This is a genomic window from Cohnella phaseoli (genome assembly GCF_003386235.1).
Classification (GTDB): domain Bacteria; phylum Bacillota; class Bacilli; order Paenibacillales; family Paenibacillaceae; genus Cohnella; species Cohnella phaseoli.
Genome location: NZ_QRDZ01000011.1, coordinates 1 through 17733 on the forward strand (window position 1 = coordinate 1; position 17733 = coordinate 17733).

A 17733-nucleotide genomic window follows, 5' to 3' on the forward strand; every position below is an offset into this window, starting at 1 on the left:
GGGGGGGGGGGGGGGGGGGGGGGGGGGGGGGGGGGGGGGGGGGGGGGGGGGGGGGGGGGGGGGGGGGGGGGGGGGGGGGGGGGGGGGGGGGGGGGTGGGGGGGGGGGGGGGGGGGGGGGGGGGGGGGGGGGGGGGGGGGGGGGGGGAGGGGGGGGGGGGGGGGGGGGGGGGGGGGGGGGGGGGGGGGGCAATGTTGTCAGGTTAGTAGAAATTGGTATAGTAGAGGTAAACGATAGAAACGGACGATAGAGTTGTGAAAAAAACGGAAAAGCGATCTTACGTCGCGTGTTTGGCCAAATGAGAAGCGACGAGTTGAAAGAAAAAGCGAAGAAGAACGAAAAAGATTTTAAACGGAATCGCAAAATCGGATTCTTTCCGCTCGTGGCACTCATTCTACGAATGGTTCGAAAATCGACGCAACTGGAACTGGATGAGTTTCGGGAGATGTTCATGCCAGAAGAAGCGGTGAAGACGACCTACACGAAACAATCTTTTTCCGAAGCCCGTCAGAAGCTGCTGCCGGATGCGTTCACGTTGCTAAATGACTGATCCGGGCGTATTACGAGGATGGCGATTTCAAAACCTACCTCGGATTTCGGCTGCTGGCGATGGACGGAAGCGTCATGGAGCTGCCAAACACCAAAGAAACACAGAAGGAATACGGGTACACGACGACCTATAAAGTCGGGTTTCGGATTGCAAGGGCGCTTTCCTCCCATCTGTACGACGTGGAAAACAAACTGGCGATCAGCACCTGCCTGAGCCGCTACGATGACAATGAACGCGATCTGGCTAAACGGAATATCGAGCACATGCTCCAATTGAGGAGCGCACCGGTGCGTGATTTGATCCTGTTCGATCGCGGCTATCCGTCCGCTGACTTTATGCTGTATTTACAAGAAAAGGGCATCTCTTACCTGATGCGGGCCCAGGGATCATTTTACAAAGAAATCGTGAACACGACACGACCGGATGAGGTCGTTACGATCGAAATCACGAAGGCCAGAGCGAAAGAGCTGAAGAAGCAAGGGAAGAGCCTTGCACCGGGAACCGTCCTGCAAGTTCGTGTCATCAAAGTGGAGTTGTCCACCGGCGAAACGGAAATCCTGCTGACCAACGTCAGTGCCGACGAACTGAGCTATGAAGCGAGTAAGCCCTTGTATTTCAAGAGATGGGGCGTGGAAACCCGGTTCGACGATTTGAAGCATAAGTTTGAGATTGAGAATTTTTCGGGTCAGAAACCCCAGTTGATCGAACAAGACTTTTACGCCACCGTACTGCTCAGCAATATGGCTTCGGTCATGGAACAAGAAGCCGAGGAACAATTGCAAGAAACCAAACGAACCGATCACTTGAAATATACCGAGTACCGAATCAACAAAAACATTCTGGTTGGTAAATTACGCAACCGGCTCATCGCAATGGTACTCGAAGACGACGATGGGAAAAGGGACGAGATGCACGAACGATTTTTGGAAGAACTGCAGCGCAACATCGTCCCCGTCGTCAAGGATCGTACTTTCAAGCGTGACAAGCAGACTAAAGCCAATAAATTCACAAAGACCAAGCGGCGGGGGCTATAGGGCCCTTAACCTGACAACATTGGGGGGGGGGGGAATCAACAAGTGGGCAAGCCGTTTGCTCTGGTCATCAGGTTAGGGTGTGGTTCTTTATGCTGCCGCAAGGCGGGGGTTAGGTTTTGTTGGCCCGGCGACAGCCGCGCCATATTCAAACCCAGTTTCTCTAGACATAGGCACTCTAAGCTTGTTAAAACAGTTAGAAATTATTGAACAGTCATCGTTCGTCTTCAAACGGTAAACGCACTTTATCCGTGAATTCTAGTGACATAGCTCCAAATTTTTTGAAGTTTTGCCTAGCCTCTAATAAGCTGATGTCGTTTGCCCCTCCTTCCCTTTCTGGTTGAGCATACTGTAAATTGTCATCTTCCCAGTAACATACGGGACAGATATCAAAAGTACCAGGTGGTTCGGAAGGTAATGTGGCATACCCGCAACAAGGACAATTGTACTTTCTTGTACTCAATCCAAATCTCCCCCAAATGCTTTCACTTGATCATACCAGTATTTTAGGCCCTCTTTGGGTCGAAATAGTGTTTCAATAGTACCATCAGGTTTACCTGTTGCAAATTCATTAGTTTTAGTGTTGTACCGAAAAACATAGCCACTTTTAGATGTGAAGCCACGAATACCCCCACCAATTTCACTATTCAACAAACTTATTGCCCTCTCTAAGCCCTGCTTTTGTTAGAGAGTACCCCAGATCCGACCATTCTTGTCTGTTAATAACATGCTTTTGGAAGTGGCTATCCAGTTTTCCTTCAGCAAATTTACCTGCTGTCCATTTCACCTTGTTTGCTGCTTTTACTGTCGAAGTAATTCCGGTTGCTGTCTTAGTAACCACTGTTCCTGCTTTCATTGGTGTAACCTGTATAAATATATTTGCTGCTTTACCCCATTGCTCCAAAGACATCGGCTTTTCTTTACTTACTTGAATATAATCGTTAACTTGGGACACTAGTCCTAAACTCCAGTAATCCGCCGCTGAATACCACGAAGAATGAACTTCCTTCATCCCAGATGCAAATCCGTTCCACTGGTCTTCAACCCAGTTATACCCACTCGGTCCCATCTGGTCAACGGATTGTTCCCAACATACGTATACAGATTCAACGTAAGAGGATTATTAATCTGACCCTGGTAGCTATCCTCATTAATAAACCTCTTATCTAAATCACTTACTACAACGAAAAACACCCCCAAGATCATCCCCCACATCCCACGACATGAAGGTATTTCTCTTGAAGGCGTTTGTTTGTTCTCTTATGTTGTAAATTCTGTTAGCGTCGAAGCTTATCTAGCGCTTCTCTAATATCATCCGGAAGCGAGGCCGTAACCTGCTGCTTGTCCCCCGTCCACGGATGGTGCCAGATCAACCGTTCGCCATGCAGAGCTTGCCGGGAAATGACCGTTCTCTTGCCGCCATACAGTCCGTCGCCTGCCAACGGATGGTTGATCGAAGACAGATGGACGCGAATCTGATGCGTGCGTCCCGTCTCCAGATGCAGCCGAACGAGGGTGTGATCTGCAAAGCGCTCAACGACCTCGTAATGAGTCACGGCAGGATCGCCAGTCTCGCTGACACGACGGCGCGTGGAATGGTGACGGTCCTGACCGATAGGTTTGTCGATCCTGCCCTTGTTCCCCTCTATGCCGCCTTCGGCTAACGCCAGGTAGACGCGTCCGATCGTTTTCTCGCGCATTCCTTTATCGTACTGGTACTGGGCAAATTCGTTTTTCGCATATAGTACCGGTCCGGTCGTATCTTTGTCGATGCGATGCACGTGACGTACGCGCAAGTCCTGGCCCGTCATTTCGTAGTAAGCAGCAACCGCATGAGCGAGCGTCTTGCGCTGCCCCTTCTCGCTCGGGTGTACCTCGATGCCTGCCGGCTTGTTCACAACGAGCGTGAACTCGTCTTCATATAGAATGTTGAGTTCCATCCAATCGGACGGATAGTCCCGCTGTTCTCGCGGAAACAGATGCAGGCGTAGGTTGGCCCCCTGCAGTAGGCATCCACGATTTTGCAGCAACTTGGAGAGATGCTTCGGTGGAAGCGGCAAATACTTGGCAACTACCGACAGTGGAGCACCGACTAAGCCGTCGGGCAGCCGAATGTCCATCCACTCGCCTTTGATGCGTCCCATGCCGAGCAGTTGCTGCGGTTGTCCGCCGCTTCGCGCCACAGTTCCCGGTCCGCCCGCGCCCCCGCGTCTGGCGCCGGAATTTCGCTCAGCCGGACGATCCGCCCCTACTTCTCCTCTTACTGGCGGTTCCGCCCGTTGACTTCTGCCGCCATGCTCACGAAGCTCGCTGCGCCCGTAGCCCCCGGCCCTCGCAGCATTCTCTCCGCTTCTCGCGCCTCCTCCTGGACGTTTCGCCCCACCACCGCGCACTTCTCCCCCAGATCGTTTAGACACCACGCCACTCCGACTGCCTTCATCCGACCAACTCGACGATCCGCCGTTGCTGCGTACAGCTCCTCCAGTCCGTTTCGCTGCTCCGCCATTCCGTCCAGCTCCCGAAGCGCCGCGATCCCGCCGTCCATTATTCTCATGACCACCGGATTTCTGTCCGCCGCGCGTCCGATTTCGTCCTGCTCCGCTCATTGTGTCTTCCTCCGATTCTAATACGCGCCCGCTAACCTCTGGCGGGCTTTGCCGATCAATATACGGGAACGTCCGAGCAATGTCAACTCGGTCATACTTTCCCTACAGGCCAATCACTTACATATCTTCTGAACAAACACACTTGAGGATACAGTGCCAATCGCATACCAAAACTGCTTGCGTATCGGTCTCAGAGACCGCTACGCGAGCAAATCCGACCATTTAGACGCTTCTTACGGTCTGGCAGACCGTTATGCGAGCAGATCCGACCATTTAGGCGCTTCTTACGGTCTGGGAGACCGTTATGCGAGCAGTTCCGACCATTTAGGCGCCTCTTACGGTCTGGGAGACCGTTACGCGAGCAGATCCCACCATTTAGGCGCCTCTTACGGTCTGGGAGACCGCTACGCGAGCAAATCCGACCATTTAGACGCTTCTTACGGTCTGGCAGACCGCTACGCGAGCAAATCCGAGCATCTAGACACTTCTTACGGTCTGGCAGACCATTATACGAGCGCCCCTGAACGTTTGACTTGGTGTGATTCTACGAATCAATCTTCATTAGCATCTCTTCCAAAAGCCGAATCCGGGCAAGAGAAGCTCGCAAAAGGCCGATGCCGATCTCGGGATACAGACGGACAAGCCGCGTGACATCCTCACGTTGCAGCGCTAGAACTCGGACGTCGCCGAAAAACGCCTGCGCGCTCACTGTGGAGGCCGACTCGTCCAGCGCCGAAGTCGCGCCGCATACTTCGCCGGCTCCGAGAACGCCCAGCGTGCCCTCCCAGCCGGCGGCAGAGACGCTCTTAAGCTCTACGTTGCCGTCGATCACGACGTACATCGCACCGTTTTTATCCCCGCGCTGCAGCAAATAGCTGCCGTCCTCGAACGTCATCTCAGTCGCAGCGCCTGCGATCAAGCCGAGCTCTTCAAGCGACAGGTCGGCGAAAAACGGAACTTTCTTCAAAAATACAACTTTGTTTAACCGCCCAAGCGCACTTGTCCCAGCACTCGAACCAGCCCCCGCGCCAGAACCAGTCCCAGCGCCAGCACCCGCTCCTGCCCCGCCACCTGAACCTACGCCTACACTCGCACCCGAACCAGCACTAGCGCCCCGCTCTTCCTTCATCGTCGTCGCCTCCTCCCCTCGCCGCCATTCTCCAGCCATCTCCCGCCACCAATCGTCGGCCGATTCCGCCGACCGAGCGACCGCCGCGGCGGCCTCCTCCAAGGTCAGCTTCTCCATGCGTTCCGCATTGGCTTCCCATCCGGCCGCCAATCTTTGCGATAGCTTGCGCACGCCGCCGATGCCTTCCGCAAGCACCTCAAGCCCGCCGCTGCGGACTTCCTCATCCTCGTCCGCCAGCGCCTTCCTAACGGCAGCGACGACCTGCTCATCCGTCAACCGCACCAGAATCGCCCAGACGCCTTCGTGAATCGTCTGCTCCAGATCCCGCTGCCTAAGCGCGGCCAGCTCCGCCAAATCCGTGCGCCCCAGCTCGCCATAGGCCTCGGGCAGCAGCGACGACTGTGCATGCTCGGCCAGCTTGTCCGCCGCCTGTTCTGCCAGCCAGCCGCGAACCTGCTCATCCGGCAACAGCCGCGCCAGCGCCGTAGTACCTGCGCTCCAGCTCTTCGGCGAAGCGTCCGGCAGCGCCTCCTTCAGCGCGGCAACGATGCCGTCGCCCATATCGATCAGCGCCTGCACCGTCACCCGGTACAGCTCCTGATCCGCCGCCGGCAGCTTCGCCAGCAAACCGGGTGCGACCTCCGTTCGCTTCAACACGCCGAGACAAGCCGTTGCCGCCACTCTGGCCGCAGGATGAGGGTCCTCCAGCAACGCCTTCACCTCGGGTGCGAAACGATCCAGCCCCAGCTCGCCCACAACGCGGCAGACGTGGATCGACTCCTCGCCGCCCTCCTGCAAAATCCGCTCGATCACCTCGTAGCAGGCCTCGTAGCTTTGCGCGCTCTCCAGCATATACATCGCCTTGACCGCTTCCGCGACCACCATCGGCGACGGATCAAGCAGCTTCATCCGCAGGAAGAAAAAAGCCTGAGAAGGCATATGCTTCATCCGAGCCAGCTGGCGCACGACTTCCTGGCGGACATCCGGTTCCGGGTCCTCCAGCAGCGAGGCCACTTTGACCATCTCCGGAAGTCCCGAGCCAGACAGGTCGAGCGCCTTCAGCGCGGCGATCTTTACCCGCGGGCTTTCATCGTCGATCCGCGCGAGAATTTGCGACATGTGGCGGACATCCCGACTGCGTCCGAGCAGATTAAGCGCTATTTCGCGCGCCTCCTCGCTTCCGCTGTCAAGCATGGTCTGCACAACGCCCATCGTACGCGGATTGCGGAAAAACTCCTTGTAGCTCTCCGCCAGTTCCTTATCCTCCGAAAGACCGGCCGATTGCAAGCTGCGAACGAGTTCCTTCATATAGAGCTGACGAACGACCCATGCCAGCACGAACATGACCACGGCTCCGGCCAAGCCAAGCGCAGCCAGCTCCGCGAACCCCCAGCCAAAGCCGGTATGCAGAAACTGAAGTCCCGCGCCAAGCAAAATGCCCGCGAAAGTCGCAATACCTTGCGCCACGTAGCGGAAGCCGTCCCGCTGCTGAAGCGGCAGCATTTTATAGAATAATTGATAGGAAGGCTCAGCCGAATAGTAAATGAGCAAGTACGTCAGCATGTAGCTCCCGGAAACCGCGAACATCGCAATAGGGGAACCGATCAATCCCCATGCGGCGGCAAACGCCAGCACATAGACGGCCGAGATGCCCGCTAGCATGCCGCTCGCGCCGAGCCACGCCATCAGGCGCCCCGAGACGAGCTGCAGCAGGAACGCCAGCGCGAATAGAACGGTCGTAACGACGCCGAACATTTTGCCGAAGTCGGCCTCGTTCGGGTAAGCGGTATGCGCCGTATTCAGAAACACGAACTCCATCAGAAAATAAAGCGCCGGCATCACCGTCATCATTCCAAGAACGCCAAGAAGGAACGGAGACTTCAGCGTCCGCTTGAAATAATCCATCGACGACAGCGTCTCCTGTTCCCCCTCGCTGCTCCCCGCCGATCTAAGCGCCAACGGCACCAGATAATCCGCGATCGCTTTGCGGTAGTTATACAGAGCGGCCAGCAGGAACAGCGGTCCCAGCACATAGACGATGTCCGGTCCAACCCAAGGACTCACCGCCTGAGTAATTAGCCCCGCAGCCACGCCGCCCAGCGTCGCCGCAGCCACGAAGAACGGCATTAGCCGCTTTGCCTGCTGCGTCGGGCACAGATCGACGGCCAGACTCCACAGCAAAATCGTCTGCTGACGCACGACAAAATTCGAAGTCAAAAACAAAAACGGATAATAGAAACGAAAATCGATCCCGGCCGCTCTCAGCCCTAACAGAACAACCGCATTCACGGCGACGATTCCGATCATCAGGGAATACATCGTCCGCATCAATCCCGGCTTCGTCATCCTGCCGGCCAACCAGGTCATAAACCACGCTTCCAGCGGCAGGATAACCGCCTCGGCGACATAGATATAAGGCAAATAAACACTGCCGAAGCGCTGATTAAACAACGTCATAAAGCCGTTGTAATTCAGCATCTCGGCAATGCCGCACAGCAGGAAGACCGGCACCATCAGCGCGAGCTTGTGCCGGTCCTCCGTCATAATCCCCAATCGGCGAATCCATTGTTGTACCATCATAGCCTTACTCAACTTTCTTATGAAATCCGCAGCCAGTAGATCAACCGATCTTCCCCGTCAAAATAATAGTCCGGACACTGGCCGATCAAAGTAAACCCGTTTCTCTCGAACAGTCTGCGGATCGTCTGGTATTCCGGGAGACTGCACGTATACGTGATCAAATACCGGGCGAACGCCTGTCGCAAATAATCCAGCATTCGCTCCAGCAGCGCTCCCGCGATTCCCCAGCCCCGATATTCCCGATGCACGACCACGTAATCCCAGCTGTAGCCTCCGGTTTTCTGATCGTTCTCGGCCACGCAGCTAACCGCGATAATCTCATCAAGCTCGTTGACCGCGTACCAGACGACTGCCTGTCCGGCGAGCGCGCGATACGGCAAAGTCCGAAGCTGCTCCTCCTCGCCGGGCGTATACCTCGTATCGTCGAACGAAAAAGCCGAGAACAGAAACTCCACAATGCCGCGAGCCCGCTCTTCCGAATCCAGCAGCCGAATTTCGTATGTTCGGGTAATCATGCCCATGCCATTCTCCCCCTCTCCGCTTTAAACCGCCAGAGTGCCGTTCCAGCCGGAAGACGTGCCCTTCTGGAAGTACTCGTCGCAGAGATAGAAATACAGCTTGGCCGCTTTATCCATCCGATTATGCTTGATCACCTCGACGAACGTCTCGCGCGCGTCGTAGAATCGGCCCTCCTGGCACAGCATCAGCCCGCGCTCGAACAGCTCCTTCGTGCGTTCCTTAGCCTGGCGAATCGGCTCCGGATCACCGTCGTACACATCAATCAGCTCGATCGCCTGATCTTGCCCCTCCGGCGTAATCCGTCCGAGCGAGCGATGGCGGAAGCGCTCCGGCTCACGCAGCTGCTCGAACAAATCCCGCGTCACGAGCACCGATGCGCCCAGCTCCTCGGACATTTTCTCCATCGTTGACGTCAAGTGCACATCATCCGAGATAACGTTGCCTTCCCAGCGTCTCTCCTCGCCGATAATGCCCATCATTAACGGACCGCGGTGGATGGCGATGCCGATATCGACCGGGGCGTAGCCGGATAATCTTCGATTGGCGTTGTATTGATCCAGCTCTTCGCGAATCGCGATGGCCGCCCTGAGCGCCTCCTCGGCATAGCCGGGGAACAGCGCCATGAAGCCCGCACCGAGATATTTGCTGATCAAGCCGTCCTCTCGACGCACAAGCGGACCGAATCGGCGCAGGAACGAATTCATGAAGTTGAAGTTTTCCTTCGGCGTCAGCGTCTGCGACAGCTTGCGGAAATCGCGCAGATTAACGACCATCACGGACATATCCTGCTGAACCTGATCGCCGAGACGAATATCGAGAATGCCCTTTTTGCCCAGCGACTTGAAAATCTGCTGCGGAACGAATCGATACGACACCTCCGAGAAGCTCGTAATGTCGGATACATACTGCCGGATATACCGGGCCATCCGATTGAACTGCTCCCCGAGATCGCCTACCTCGTCGCGGCTCTTGACGCTCACCTCGACGTCCCAATTGCCGTCGGCCATCGCCATAACGCTCTTGCGCAGCTTGCGTACCGTCGACAGCATAAAGAACGTTCCGGAGAGGATGACGACCAGCAGCACGACGGTGATAATGGCGATATTTTGCAAAATATTTTGATAGATTGTACGGTTGGCTTGATAGAGAACGCTTAAATCTCGTCCCGTCTCATAGATGCCCACGACCTGCTGCTTGCTGTTATAGACCGGACCGATCGCGAACAGCCATTTGCCGTTAGCGTCCTCCCATTGGCCCGTCTGGATGCTGCCCTCGCGCAGAACCAGTTGGTTGGCCTCGTTCATCTCGAACGGCTTGAACATGTTTACGCCGTCGTCGTCGTCCATGATGATGTACAGTTGGCCGTCGTCGTATTTATACAGCGTACTGTACAAACCTTGACGCTCCACGTCTTGCTCGTCCGCGAAAATAAAGTTCATTTTATCCCGAATCAGCTCGTAATCTTCGTTGCGATAATCGGCGGGAGAGCTCAGCTTCTCCAGACGGTCTCCGTCGATCAGCTGCTGCCCGTTGCGGGCCAGGAGCGCCAGCTCTCGCTGCATCTCCTCTTCCATTCGGGAGGAAAATCCGTTGTAGATCGAATTCGACAGCAGGACCATGCCGACGACGATAATCGGAACGATAACAACCCCCTGCTTGAGAAAAAGAGACACGCGACGATTCATCAGATGGACGTATACGAGCCACAGCGAGTAGATCAGCAGCGCGATACCCAGCGCGCCAGCTCCCCAGCTAATCCAGCCCGAAGCGAGCGCTCCACCGGAATAGCCGGCATTCGTCAGCGCTTTGACCAGCCGGTTCATTCCGTCGTAGAGCAGGATGCGATCGTTCAGCACGACTGCATATCCGCCGCCGATCATCGGAATGACATCCATAATCTCGTGGCTCTCCGCGTCCGGAACCGACTGCACGATCGCCGATCCGTCGAGCAGCACCTTCAGTCCCGTTCCTCCCGTAGGCATGATCGTCACGGCATTTAGTAGGCGGTCGACGAACATAAGACTGCCGTCCGGCGCGATCGACAGCCTTTCGGGGAAGTTTTTGCGCGTGCGATCCATATTCGCAAGCGGATATAGGTTCTGGCTCGTCCCATCCTCCGCAACCCGGAAAATGCTGCCGCGCTTCGTCGTATAGTAGATCTGTCCGGGCTCCGTGCCCTCAATCTCCGACAAGAAACGATCCTTCGGCAAAGTGAAGGAAAACTTCGCTTGCGGCTGGCCCCCTTGGAGGGGAAGCTGCATCAAGAAGATCTTCTCCGATGCGGCCAGAAAGAAATACAGATTGTCGCCCATCACCCGCAAGCCCTGAATTTGCCCGACTCGCTTGCTTGTGCCGTTGCCTTTCCATTCATACAATGTCTCCGGAGAGCCGCCCTTCGCATCGTAACGGACGATTCGCTCGCTCTGAACGATCAGCCCGTAGGAATCGAGCACCGTATCGAGCACGATCAGTCGCCCTTCGCCGTCTATGGCCACCTCCGTAAAGTCCTGACGGGAATCGCTGCGGACGCCTGCATGCCGCGCGCTAGCCTCCAGCTTGCCCTCGCGGGACAGACGCCAAATGTCCTGCTTCGATTGCCCAATGACGACAAGAGAATCTCCCGTCGCCTCCGCGGCCCTCGATAAATTCTCGAGCGCAATTTGGCGGGACCAAGGTCCCTTCTGCCATCCGCCCTCCTGCATAATCCGGTAAACCGATAGCCCCGTCAACGTCAATGCGACGACAAGCGCCAACAACGCCAGTTTTCTCATTTCGTTCTACCGTCTCTTTCCACTATTGACATCCCCTCAGTACCTATATCCGCTACTTAGCCTATTATTTCCATCGTACTATAAACGCCGACATTTTACACCCTTTTTCCTATGTAAAATGACAATTTTCAAGTAATATTGTAGTATGGAAATTGATAGAAAAGATTGGCGCAATCGCGCCGATGGAGGATGGGTCAATGGGTCAGCTTGTATGCGGAGGCGCCTCTCTGCAATGCTCGTTCGGCATGGCGCCGGGCATGCTGAACGTACTTCCGGTTAACCGTACGACGACGGCAATGCCGATCGCCAACATCATGGACAATAAACCTTTCGTCAATATCGCCCCATTCGGCATGTGCAATTCGATGGCCAATCCCGCCGTCGCTTCCGCTACAGCCGCGGCTCTCGGCGTTTTGACTCCGATGCCCTGCACGCCCGCCATCGCCGCTCCTTGGGTGCCGGGCTCCCCTACAGTGCTCGTCGCCAACATGCCCGCCTTGAACAATTCTTCCAAGTGCATGTGCAACTTCGGCGGGGTTATTCAGATCGTAAATCCAGGTCAAATGACGATACAGGTGCCCTAATGATAGAGATGATATTGAAGCCGTTCATCCAGCCGGTCAAGCGCTTGGTCATTATGCCGCTCAAGCGCGCCAAAAACCTTCCCAAGCTGATCATTCGCCGTCTGGTCAAGTGGATGCGCAGCATTATGGGCGGCAAGCTGCGTTCGCGGGAGAATTATTGGAAGATCGGAACGTTCTATATCGCCAAGAAGCTGTTCGTCATCCTCGTTCTGCTCACTCTTGTAATCGTATACTTCGGCTTCATCAAGCCTCCGAAGTTCGTGGACAAGTGGTTCTCCAGAACGCCCAAGATCGAAGCGTCGGCCGCGATGGCGCAGGGCTTTAACGGCTTGGCCAAAATCGTCGACGCGAACGGCAACCTGGTCTATCAGGGCCCTCTGGAGAACGGCCAATTCTCCGGTTCGGGCAAGCTGTTCGCCCCGGACGGAACGCTGCTGTACATTGGCGACTTCGGGCAAGGGCTGAAGTCGGGCAAGGGCGAGCTGTACGACTCGAATGGCTCTCTCCTCTACCGCGGCCAATTTGCCTCCGATCTGTACGAAGGCAAAGGCACGCTGTTCAAGCCGGACGGTTCGGTCCTGTATGACGGCGGCTTCGCCGCAGGCAAATACGAAGGCAAGGGGACGCTGTTCTCTGCGCCGGACCAACCGCTGTATGCGGGCGCTTTTGCGGGCGGCGAGTATCAGGGCGCGGGTAAGCTCTACGACGAGAGCGGAAAGCTCGTTTATGAGGGCGCGTTTAACGGCGGCAAGTACGAGGGCGCAGGCAAGCTGTATCGCGCGGACGGCTCTTTGCAATACGAGGGATTATTTCTCGCTGGCGTTCTGTCGGGCGCGGGTAAGGAATATTTCCCTTCCGGCGTCGCCAAGTATGAGGGCGCCTTTCTGCTCGGCAATTATCACGGCGTCGGCAAGCTGCTGAACGAGCAAGGCATCGTCTTGTACGAGGGCGGCTTCGTCGGCGGCTTGCGCGACGGCGACGGCAAAGCTTTTGGCTCCGACGGCATCGCCCAGTACGCCGGCAAGTTCAAATCCGACAAGTACGAAGGCGTCGGCAGCTTGCTCGACGCGGACGGCGCAGCTGTCTATACCGGCTACTTCAAGGGCGGTAAAATTGACGTCCAAGGCTTCCTCGGCCTCTCTCAGCCGAAGCTTCAAGAGCTGTTGGGAGCGCCGGACGTTCCTCCGGCGAGCGAAGCCGAGCCTTTGCCCGAAGAGCTTGAGCCGATCGGGGAAGGGGAGTCTCCGGCCGACGGCTCCGCAGGGGAGAGCGGCAACGGCAGCGGTTCAAATCCGGAAGCCTCCGCTCCCGCAGACTCCGAATCGGGAGCGAACAATCCGAATAGCGACCCTGCCGCAGCTTCGCCAAGCTCGGATAAGTCAAGCTCGGGTTCGGGCAGCTCCGGTTCGAGCGGTTCGGAAGGATCGGCGCCCAGCAGCAATGGCGGCGAATCGGCGGCCAACGACGGCGCCGCCTCCGGAAATAACTCAAACGACGGAGAGACTTCGAACCCAACTAGCCCAAGCGGAGACAGTGCCGATGCGGCCGGGTCGAACTCCGGCAGCTCTAATTCCGGCGGTTCGGGTTCTGGCGGGTCGGGTTCCGGCGGTTCGGGTTCTGACGGGTCGAGTACTGGCGTTTCTAATTCAGGTGGTTCGGGTTCTGGCGGGTCGAGCTCAGTCAGCACCGGTATCCGCACGGCAGCCTCCACCGCTTCGTTCGCGACGAAGACTAGAATCGTCAAAGTGCTTCCACCGTCGCCAAATCCGGACGAAGTGGAAATTTTACCGGATCTACCGCCGGAGCCGCTCGATTTCACTTACGCGGCCCATCAGTTCTCGTTTAAGCTGATCGCCGACGAGGACAATCCGGAAGCTTATGCGGTCACCGAAATCAACACCTGGAACAAAGCGGTGCTGGAGCAGCTTGCGAGAACGCTCCAAGACGAGAAGCAGAAAGGTCTTAAGCAAACGCTCGGCGGCAGCAAGTACGAGATGACTTACGTCTGGAACGACGCTCTCTATATTTTCACCTACAACAAAGACGTTCCGGTTCGGCTTAGCGTTCATCAGTTGGTTCGATAGTTTGAAAAGCGCGGGTTGATGTTTGTTCGTCGAGGAACGCCAGTTGGAAGGTACTGCGCTAGAGCGGAGAAGCCGCCTTAATTATGGGGGATCGGACATTTTGAAGAAAATAGAGCGACTTATCCGCTTTAAATTCGGAAAAAGCGGATTATCCGAAAAATAAAGCGGAAAGTCCGCCCTACTCTCACCGATTCAGCCCAGCAAGCGAAAATAAAGCGGAAAATCCGCTTTATTCCAAGTGTTCAACACTTCCAGATAACGTCCGTCATAGAGACCTTAAATAAGAAACTGCCCCATTCGAAGGAGAGTCCTTTGAGATCAGGGCAGTTTCTTATAATTTAGTAGAGCTCGCTCAGTACCGTAACAAGGATAACAGGGTTCGCCATCTGCTGAAGTGCCAGCCTTATAAAGAAATTTTCGGCTGTAACATGCAGGCTCGGCGCGCGCTATGAATAAATGCTAACCCTAATTACCTCAAACCGCGAACAACCGTTAGTCGCCTCCAGTACAAGCCTTAACGCCGAAGTCGCTACAGGCTGCGACAATGGATGAGTCCTTTTCCGCTTGCGGTTGTCCGTTTCGCGATGAATCGTGCGCCATTCCCCATCGATCAGGGCTTGCAGCGAATAATCTTTCACCAACTCGGGTATGACCTCAAAGTCTGTGCGATGATGATGCAAATTAATCAGATCCTCGTTCACATCGTCGTTGAAAACGAGCTGCACTTCCTTCACCACCACCGTCTCATCCCATGAAAATTCAAGCCATTGCGGCTCGTTCGACGGTTCGGACACCCACATATTCGGTCCCCCGTAAGGCCGGATGAAGCCATTTTGCACCTGTGACGGACAGTAGACCTCCGTTGTTCCGACTGTGCGTAGGCAGAAAGGCTTGCGCGCGTATTTTTTCATCGACCATGTCAGCACCGGCTGACTGGCTTCGCGATTTTCCGTCGTCGCCGCAGCCCGAGTAGTATTTGTGCCGACGAAGCCGATCACGCCGGTCATCGGCTCGTGCGATAGATGCAGCTCTACCGCTGCATTGGCTTTTACAATGATAAACGCATTCTGCGGCTGAGACGGTTTCCAAGCGAGATCGCACAAGGCCCACTGCCGTTCTCCGGCAGGCAAGTCCAGCAGCACGGAAGCTTCTTTCGTGTACGGAACGTAATTTTCCGGGCGACCGGTAGACCACAGTTCAATCTCCAGTTGCGTCGCCTCGTTCGCGTCCAACAGAAGCTCCAATCTGGACAATTGATCGACAGGCAGCAAAATGCCGACATCCTCAGCCAGCATCGCGGTTTCGTCGGATCGTTCAATCCGAATGCTGCGCATATAATTTGAAGCCTCGACCTTCGCCGTACGGGCCAAATCGTGCGGGTCGGCATAAGCGACGCCTATGACCGAGGCATCCTGCTTCAGCAGCGTCTGCTGGAGCTCGTGCCGGTATTCCTGGGCGACAGTTCGCGGCGTTACCCCGTGCTTGACGCACAGGGCCGCTCCCGTTCCCGCCGCTTCTCCCAGCACTGCGCAGGTGGCCATCACGCGTGTCGTGCCGAAAGCGACATGCGTCGCGCTAATATTGCGCCCGGCCATCAGCATATTGGACACATTCACCGAATACAAGCTGCGAAACGGAATCGGATAGACGCCGTCCATATACAGATGCTTCGAGCCGCTCTCTTCTGCATACATTCCTTGAGGCGGATGCAAATCGATCGACCAGCCGCCAAAGCCGATGCGATCCTCGAATTCTCTCTGCGCCAAAATATCGTTTTGATTCAGCACGTAATCGCCGACGAACCGTCGGTACTCCCGTTTCCCCGGAACGGCGCCGACCCATTCCAACGTCATATTGTCCGCATCGAATTGGCCCGAATTTTTAATATAGTCCCATATGCCGTAAATCGCCGCCCACAACTCATCGCGGATTTTCTCATTGTCATGCACCGTATCGTGCTCGCCGCCCCATTCGATCCACCAGTAATGGCAACCCGAGTCGCCGCTGCGGATGACCCGTTTTAACGGAATCGTCGTTTGTGTAATATCGCGGGCAAAGCTTGGCGGCACATACTTCACCGGCCTGCCTTCGTCCCGCGTATAAAACAAAATCGTACTGCCGAGCGTAATCTCGTCCGCAACGTCCGGCGCCCACGCTTCTTGGTATTCATCCTTCGATTCCCGTCCGAGACGATACTTCGCGCCTGCCAGGAAACCGACCAGTCCATCGCCGGTGCAATCGATATACTGCTCGCTCTCAAAGCGAATGCGCCGTTCCGAAGCCATCATCCACCCCGTCACAGACTTAATGCGGCGATCAGCCTCAGGCCCTTCAGCCTCAACCTCATGCACGTCCGTGTTCAGATACAAGGAAATATTCGGCTCGTTCCTCACCGTCTCCAGAACGACCAGATCCCAATAATACGGATTGCCTTCCTTATTGCGATACTGGTTCTCGACGAACATCTCGCCCATAATGCCCGTTTCCCTCGCATACCGATGAATACCGTGTCCTGTTGCCCCGCACACCCATACCCGCACTTCGCTGCTGGAGTTGCCGCCCAGAACGGGGCGATTATGCACGAGCGCTACCTTGCTGCCGAGTCGTGCCGCCGCTACCGCAGCGCATACGCCGGCCAAGCCTCCGCCAATAACCGTGATATCGACTTTTACGATCTCCTGTCTCATCGTTCTAAACCTCCAAGTTTGAGATTTTAAATGTATCTTATTTTTCATGATATAATGGTTATAAGCTTTATAAAATGCACCTTATTTCATTTGTTATATCTAAAATTTCACTTACGATCACGAATGACCAGTTAACTTACATCGCCTGGCAGGGCATTCCCCAGGCGTTCGCCGGAGCTTCGTCCAAGCGCCGATGTGCGGCATTTTCTCGCTATCCCCTTCGTTCAGGCTACCAACATCACAACCCAAGGTCCCCTCTTAACGGTCCCCAGACCGCTAGAGGCGATCAATCCCTCGAATTCGCTCGCGTAACGGTCCCCCAGACCGCTAGAATCGGCTAAACTCAAAATTTAAGGAGGGAATGTTGTTGCCCAATCTGCCCCAGCTTCTTCTGCACGTCTACTGGTTGGAAAAAGAGCAATTCGAGCTGCGCTACGATGAATATGGGGAGTGGGTTCTGTTCTTGGTCGAGACGGGCAGCTTTCGTTATCGCATCGGTGAATATGAAGGAATTGCCGGAGCCGGCGATCTCGTTCTTTGTCCACCGAACCATAGGTTTGAACGGGAGGCTATTAGCGCAGTTACGTTTCATTTTTTGCGGTTTGTTTATGAAGCGGCTTCCGATCATGATCATCCTTGCGGGAGGATTCGCCTGTCCAATCAAATTCGCGTTGCCCATAACAGCGCCGACCTTCGCACTTATGCGCTCGACCGTTCCTCTTTTGCCGTGCAGTACCGCGAGCATCTTTTGCGGGATCTATGGATGATGCTTTGGAAAGAAGCGCATGAGAACTTCGAATTCGGTAGCAAATCCGCCAAAATGGACCCGGCCATGCAGCAAATTAAAGACCATCTCGAGAAGCACGCCTTCGAACCGCTCCAGCTAAAAAATGTTGCAGCCGCCTACCAGTTAACGCCTGTCCAGCTAAGCCGAAGCTTCCAAGCTTGTTACGGCCAGAAGCCGATCGCTTTTATAACCGAGCTGCGGATGCAGCAGGCCGTCAAGCTGTTAATGACCCGCAATTGGACTGTCGACGCGATCGCCCAGGCTTGCGGCTATGAGAACGGTTTCTATTTAAGCCGGGTTTTTAGCAAACATATGAACATGAGCCCGTCGGCATTTCGCAAAGAAAATCGTGTGTGATGCTTCGGACAGGCATTTAATCCTGTGTCAAAACGCACTTATCCGCCAC

Annotated in this window: 13 protein-coding genes; 5 read left to right on the forward strand and 8 right to left on the reverse strand. The window is 55.5% G+C overall.

Features of this window, described 5'->3' with window-relative positions; translation table 11 throughout:
• Window positions 1–312: 312 nt before the first annotated feature.
• Together DFP98_RS14995 and DFP98_RS15000 are read left to right on the forward strand one after the other, a co-directional pair.
• Window positions 313–549: a hypothetical protein gene (locus DFP98_RS14995; protein WP_220377113.1), complete on the forward strand. Its 237-nt coding sequence runs from the start codon at window positions 313–315 to the stop codon at window positions 547–549.
• Window positions 549–1583, forward strand: a complete 1035-nt coding sequence (locus DFP98_RS15000; RefSeq protein ID WP_281275136.1) for an IS4 family transposase — start codon at window positions 549–551, stop codon at window positions 1581–1583. Before DFP98_RS14995 ends, DFP98_RS15000 begins: the two co-directional genes overlap by 1 nt.
• 211 nt (window positions 1584–1794) lie before the next feature.
• Here DFP98_RS15000 and DFP98_RS15005 read toward each other — a convergent pair whose 3' ends face one another.
• The 7 genes from DFP98_RS15005 to DFP98_RS15040 all read right to left on the reverse strand — a co-directional run bounded on the left by DFP98_RS15005 (window position 1795) and on the right by DFP98_RS15040 (window position 11185).
• Complete coding sequence (locus DFP98_RS15005; protein WP_116061426.1) at window positions 1795–2043, reverse strand: CPCC family cysteine-rich protein; 249 nt, start codon at window positions 2041–2043, stop codon at window positions 1795–1797.
• A gap of 180 nt (window positions 2044–2223) precedes the next feature.
• The gene (locus DFP98_RS15010) at window positions 2224–2535 is read right to left on the reverse strand and encodes a hypothetical protein (RefSeq protein ID WP_116061427.1); all 312 of its coding nucleotides are present in this window, start codon (window positions 2533–2535) and stop codon (window positions 2224–2226) included.
• A 322-nt stretch (window positions 2536–2857) separates the two neighbouring features.
• Window positions 2858–3763, reverse strand: coding sequence for an RluA family pseudouridine synthase (locus tag DFP98_RS15020; RefSeq protein ID WP_246016546.1), 906 nt, complete (start codon window positions 3761–3763; stop codon window positions 2858–2860).
• Window positions 3764–3840: 77 nt separating this feature from the next.
• On the reverse strand, window positions 3841–4140 hold the full coding sequence (locus tag DFP98_RS15025) for a hypothetical protein (RefSeq protein WP_220377114.1): 300 nt from the start codon (window positions 4138–4140) through the stop codon (window positions 3841–3843).
• A 590-nt stretch (window positions 4141–4730) separates the two neighbouring features.
• Complete coding sequence (locus tag DFP98_RS15030) at window positions 4731–7895, reverse strand: cyclic nucleotide-binding domain-containing protein (protein WP_116061430.1); 3165 nt, start codon at window positions 7893–7895, stop codon at window positions 4731–4733.
• Window positions 7896–7912: 17 nt separating this feature from the next.
• Window positions 7913–8416 (reverse strand): GNAT family N-acetyltransferase, encoded by a 504-nt coding sequence (locus DFP98_RS15035; RefSeq protein ID WP_116061431.1) that lies wholly within the window; start codon window positions 8414–8416, stop codon window positions 7913–7915.
• Window positions 8417–8437: 21 nt separating this feature from the next.
• The gene (locus DFP98_RS15040) at window positions 8438–11185 is read right to left on the reverse strand and encodes an adenylate/guanylate cyclase domain-containing protein (RefSeq protein WP_116061432.1); all 2748 of its coding nucleotides are present in this window, start codon (window positions 11183–11185) and stop codon (window positions 8438–8440) included.
• A 197-nt stretch (window positions 11186–11382) separates the two neighbouring features.
• Here DFP98_RS15040 and DFP98_RS15045 point away from each other — a divergent pair, with 197 nt between their 5' ends.
• A complete protein-coding gene (locus tag DFP98_RS15045) occupies window positions 11383–11769 on the forward strand; it encodes a DUF4280 domain-containing protein (RefSeq protein WP_116061433.1) in 387 nt (128 codons plus the stop codon).
• The gene (locus tag DFP98_RS15050) at window positions 11769–13853 is read left to right on the forward strand and encodes an MORN repeat-containing protein (RefSeq protein ID WP_116061434.1); all 2085 of its coding nucleotides are present in this window, start codon (window positions 11769–11771) and stop codon (window positions 13851–13853) included. The genes DFP98_RS15045 and DFP98_RS15050 overlap by 1 nt, the downstream gene beginning before the upstream one ends.
• Window positions 13854–14299: 446 nt before the next feature.
• Here DFP98_RS15050 and DFP98_RS15055 read toward each other — a convergent pair whose 3' ends face one another.
• Complete coding sequence (locus DFP98_RS15055) at window positions 14300–16540, reverse strand: FAD-dependent oxidoreductase (RefSeq protein ID WP_116061435.1); 2241 nt, start codon at window positions 16538–16540, stop codon at window positions 14300–14302.
• 367 nt (window positions 16541–16907) lie between these two features.
• Between DFP98_RS15055 and DFP98_RS15060 the strand changes: the two genes are divergently transcribed.
• Window positions 16908–17684 (forward strand): helix-turn-helix transcriptional regulator, encoded by a 777-nt coding sequence (locus tag DFP98_RS15060; RefSeq protein WP_181917710.1) that lies wholly within the window; start codon window positions 16908–16910, stop codon window positions 17682–17684.
• Window positions 17685–17733: the final 49 nt, after the last annotated feature.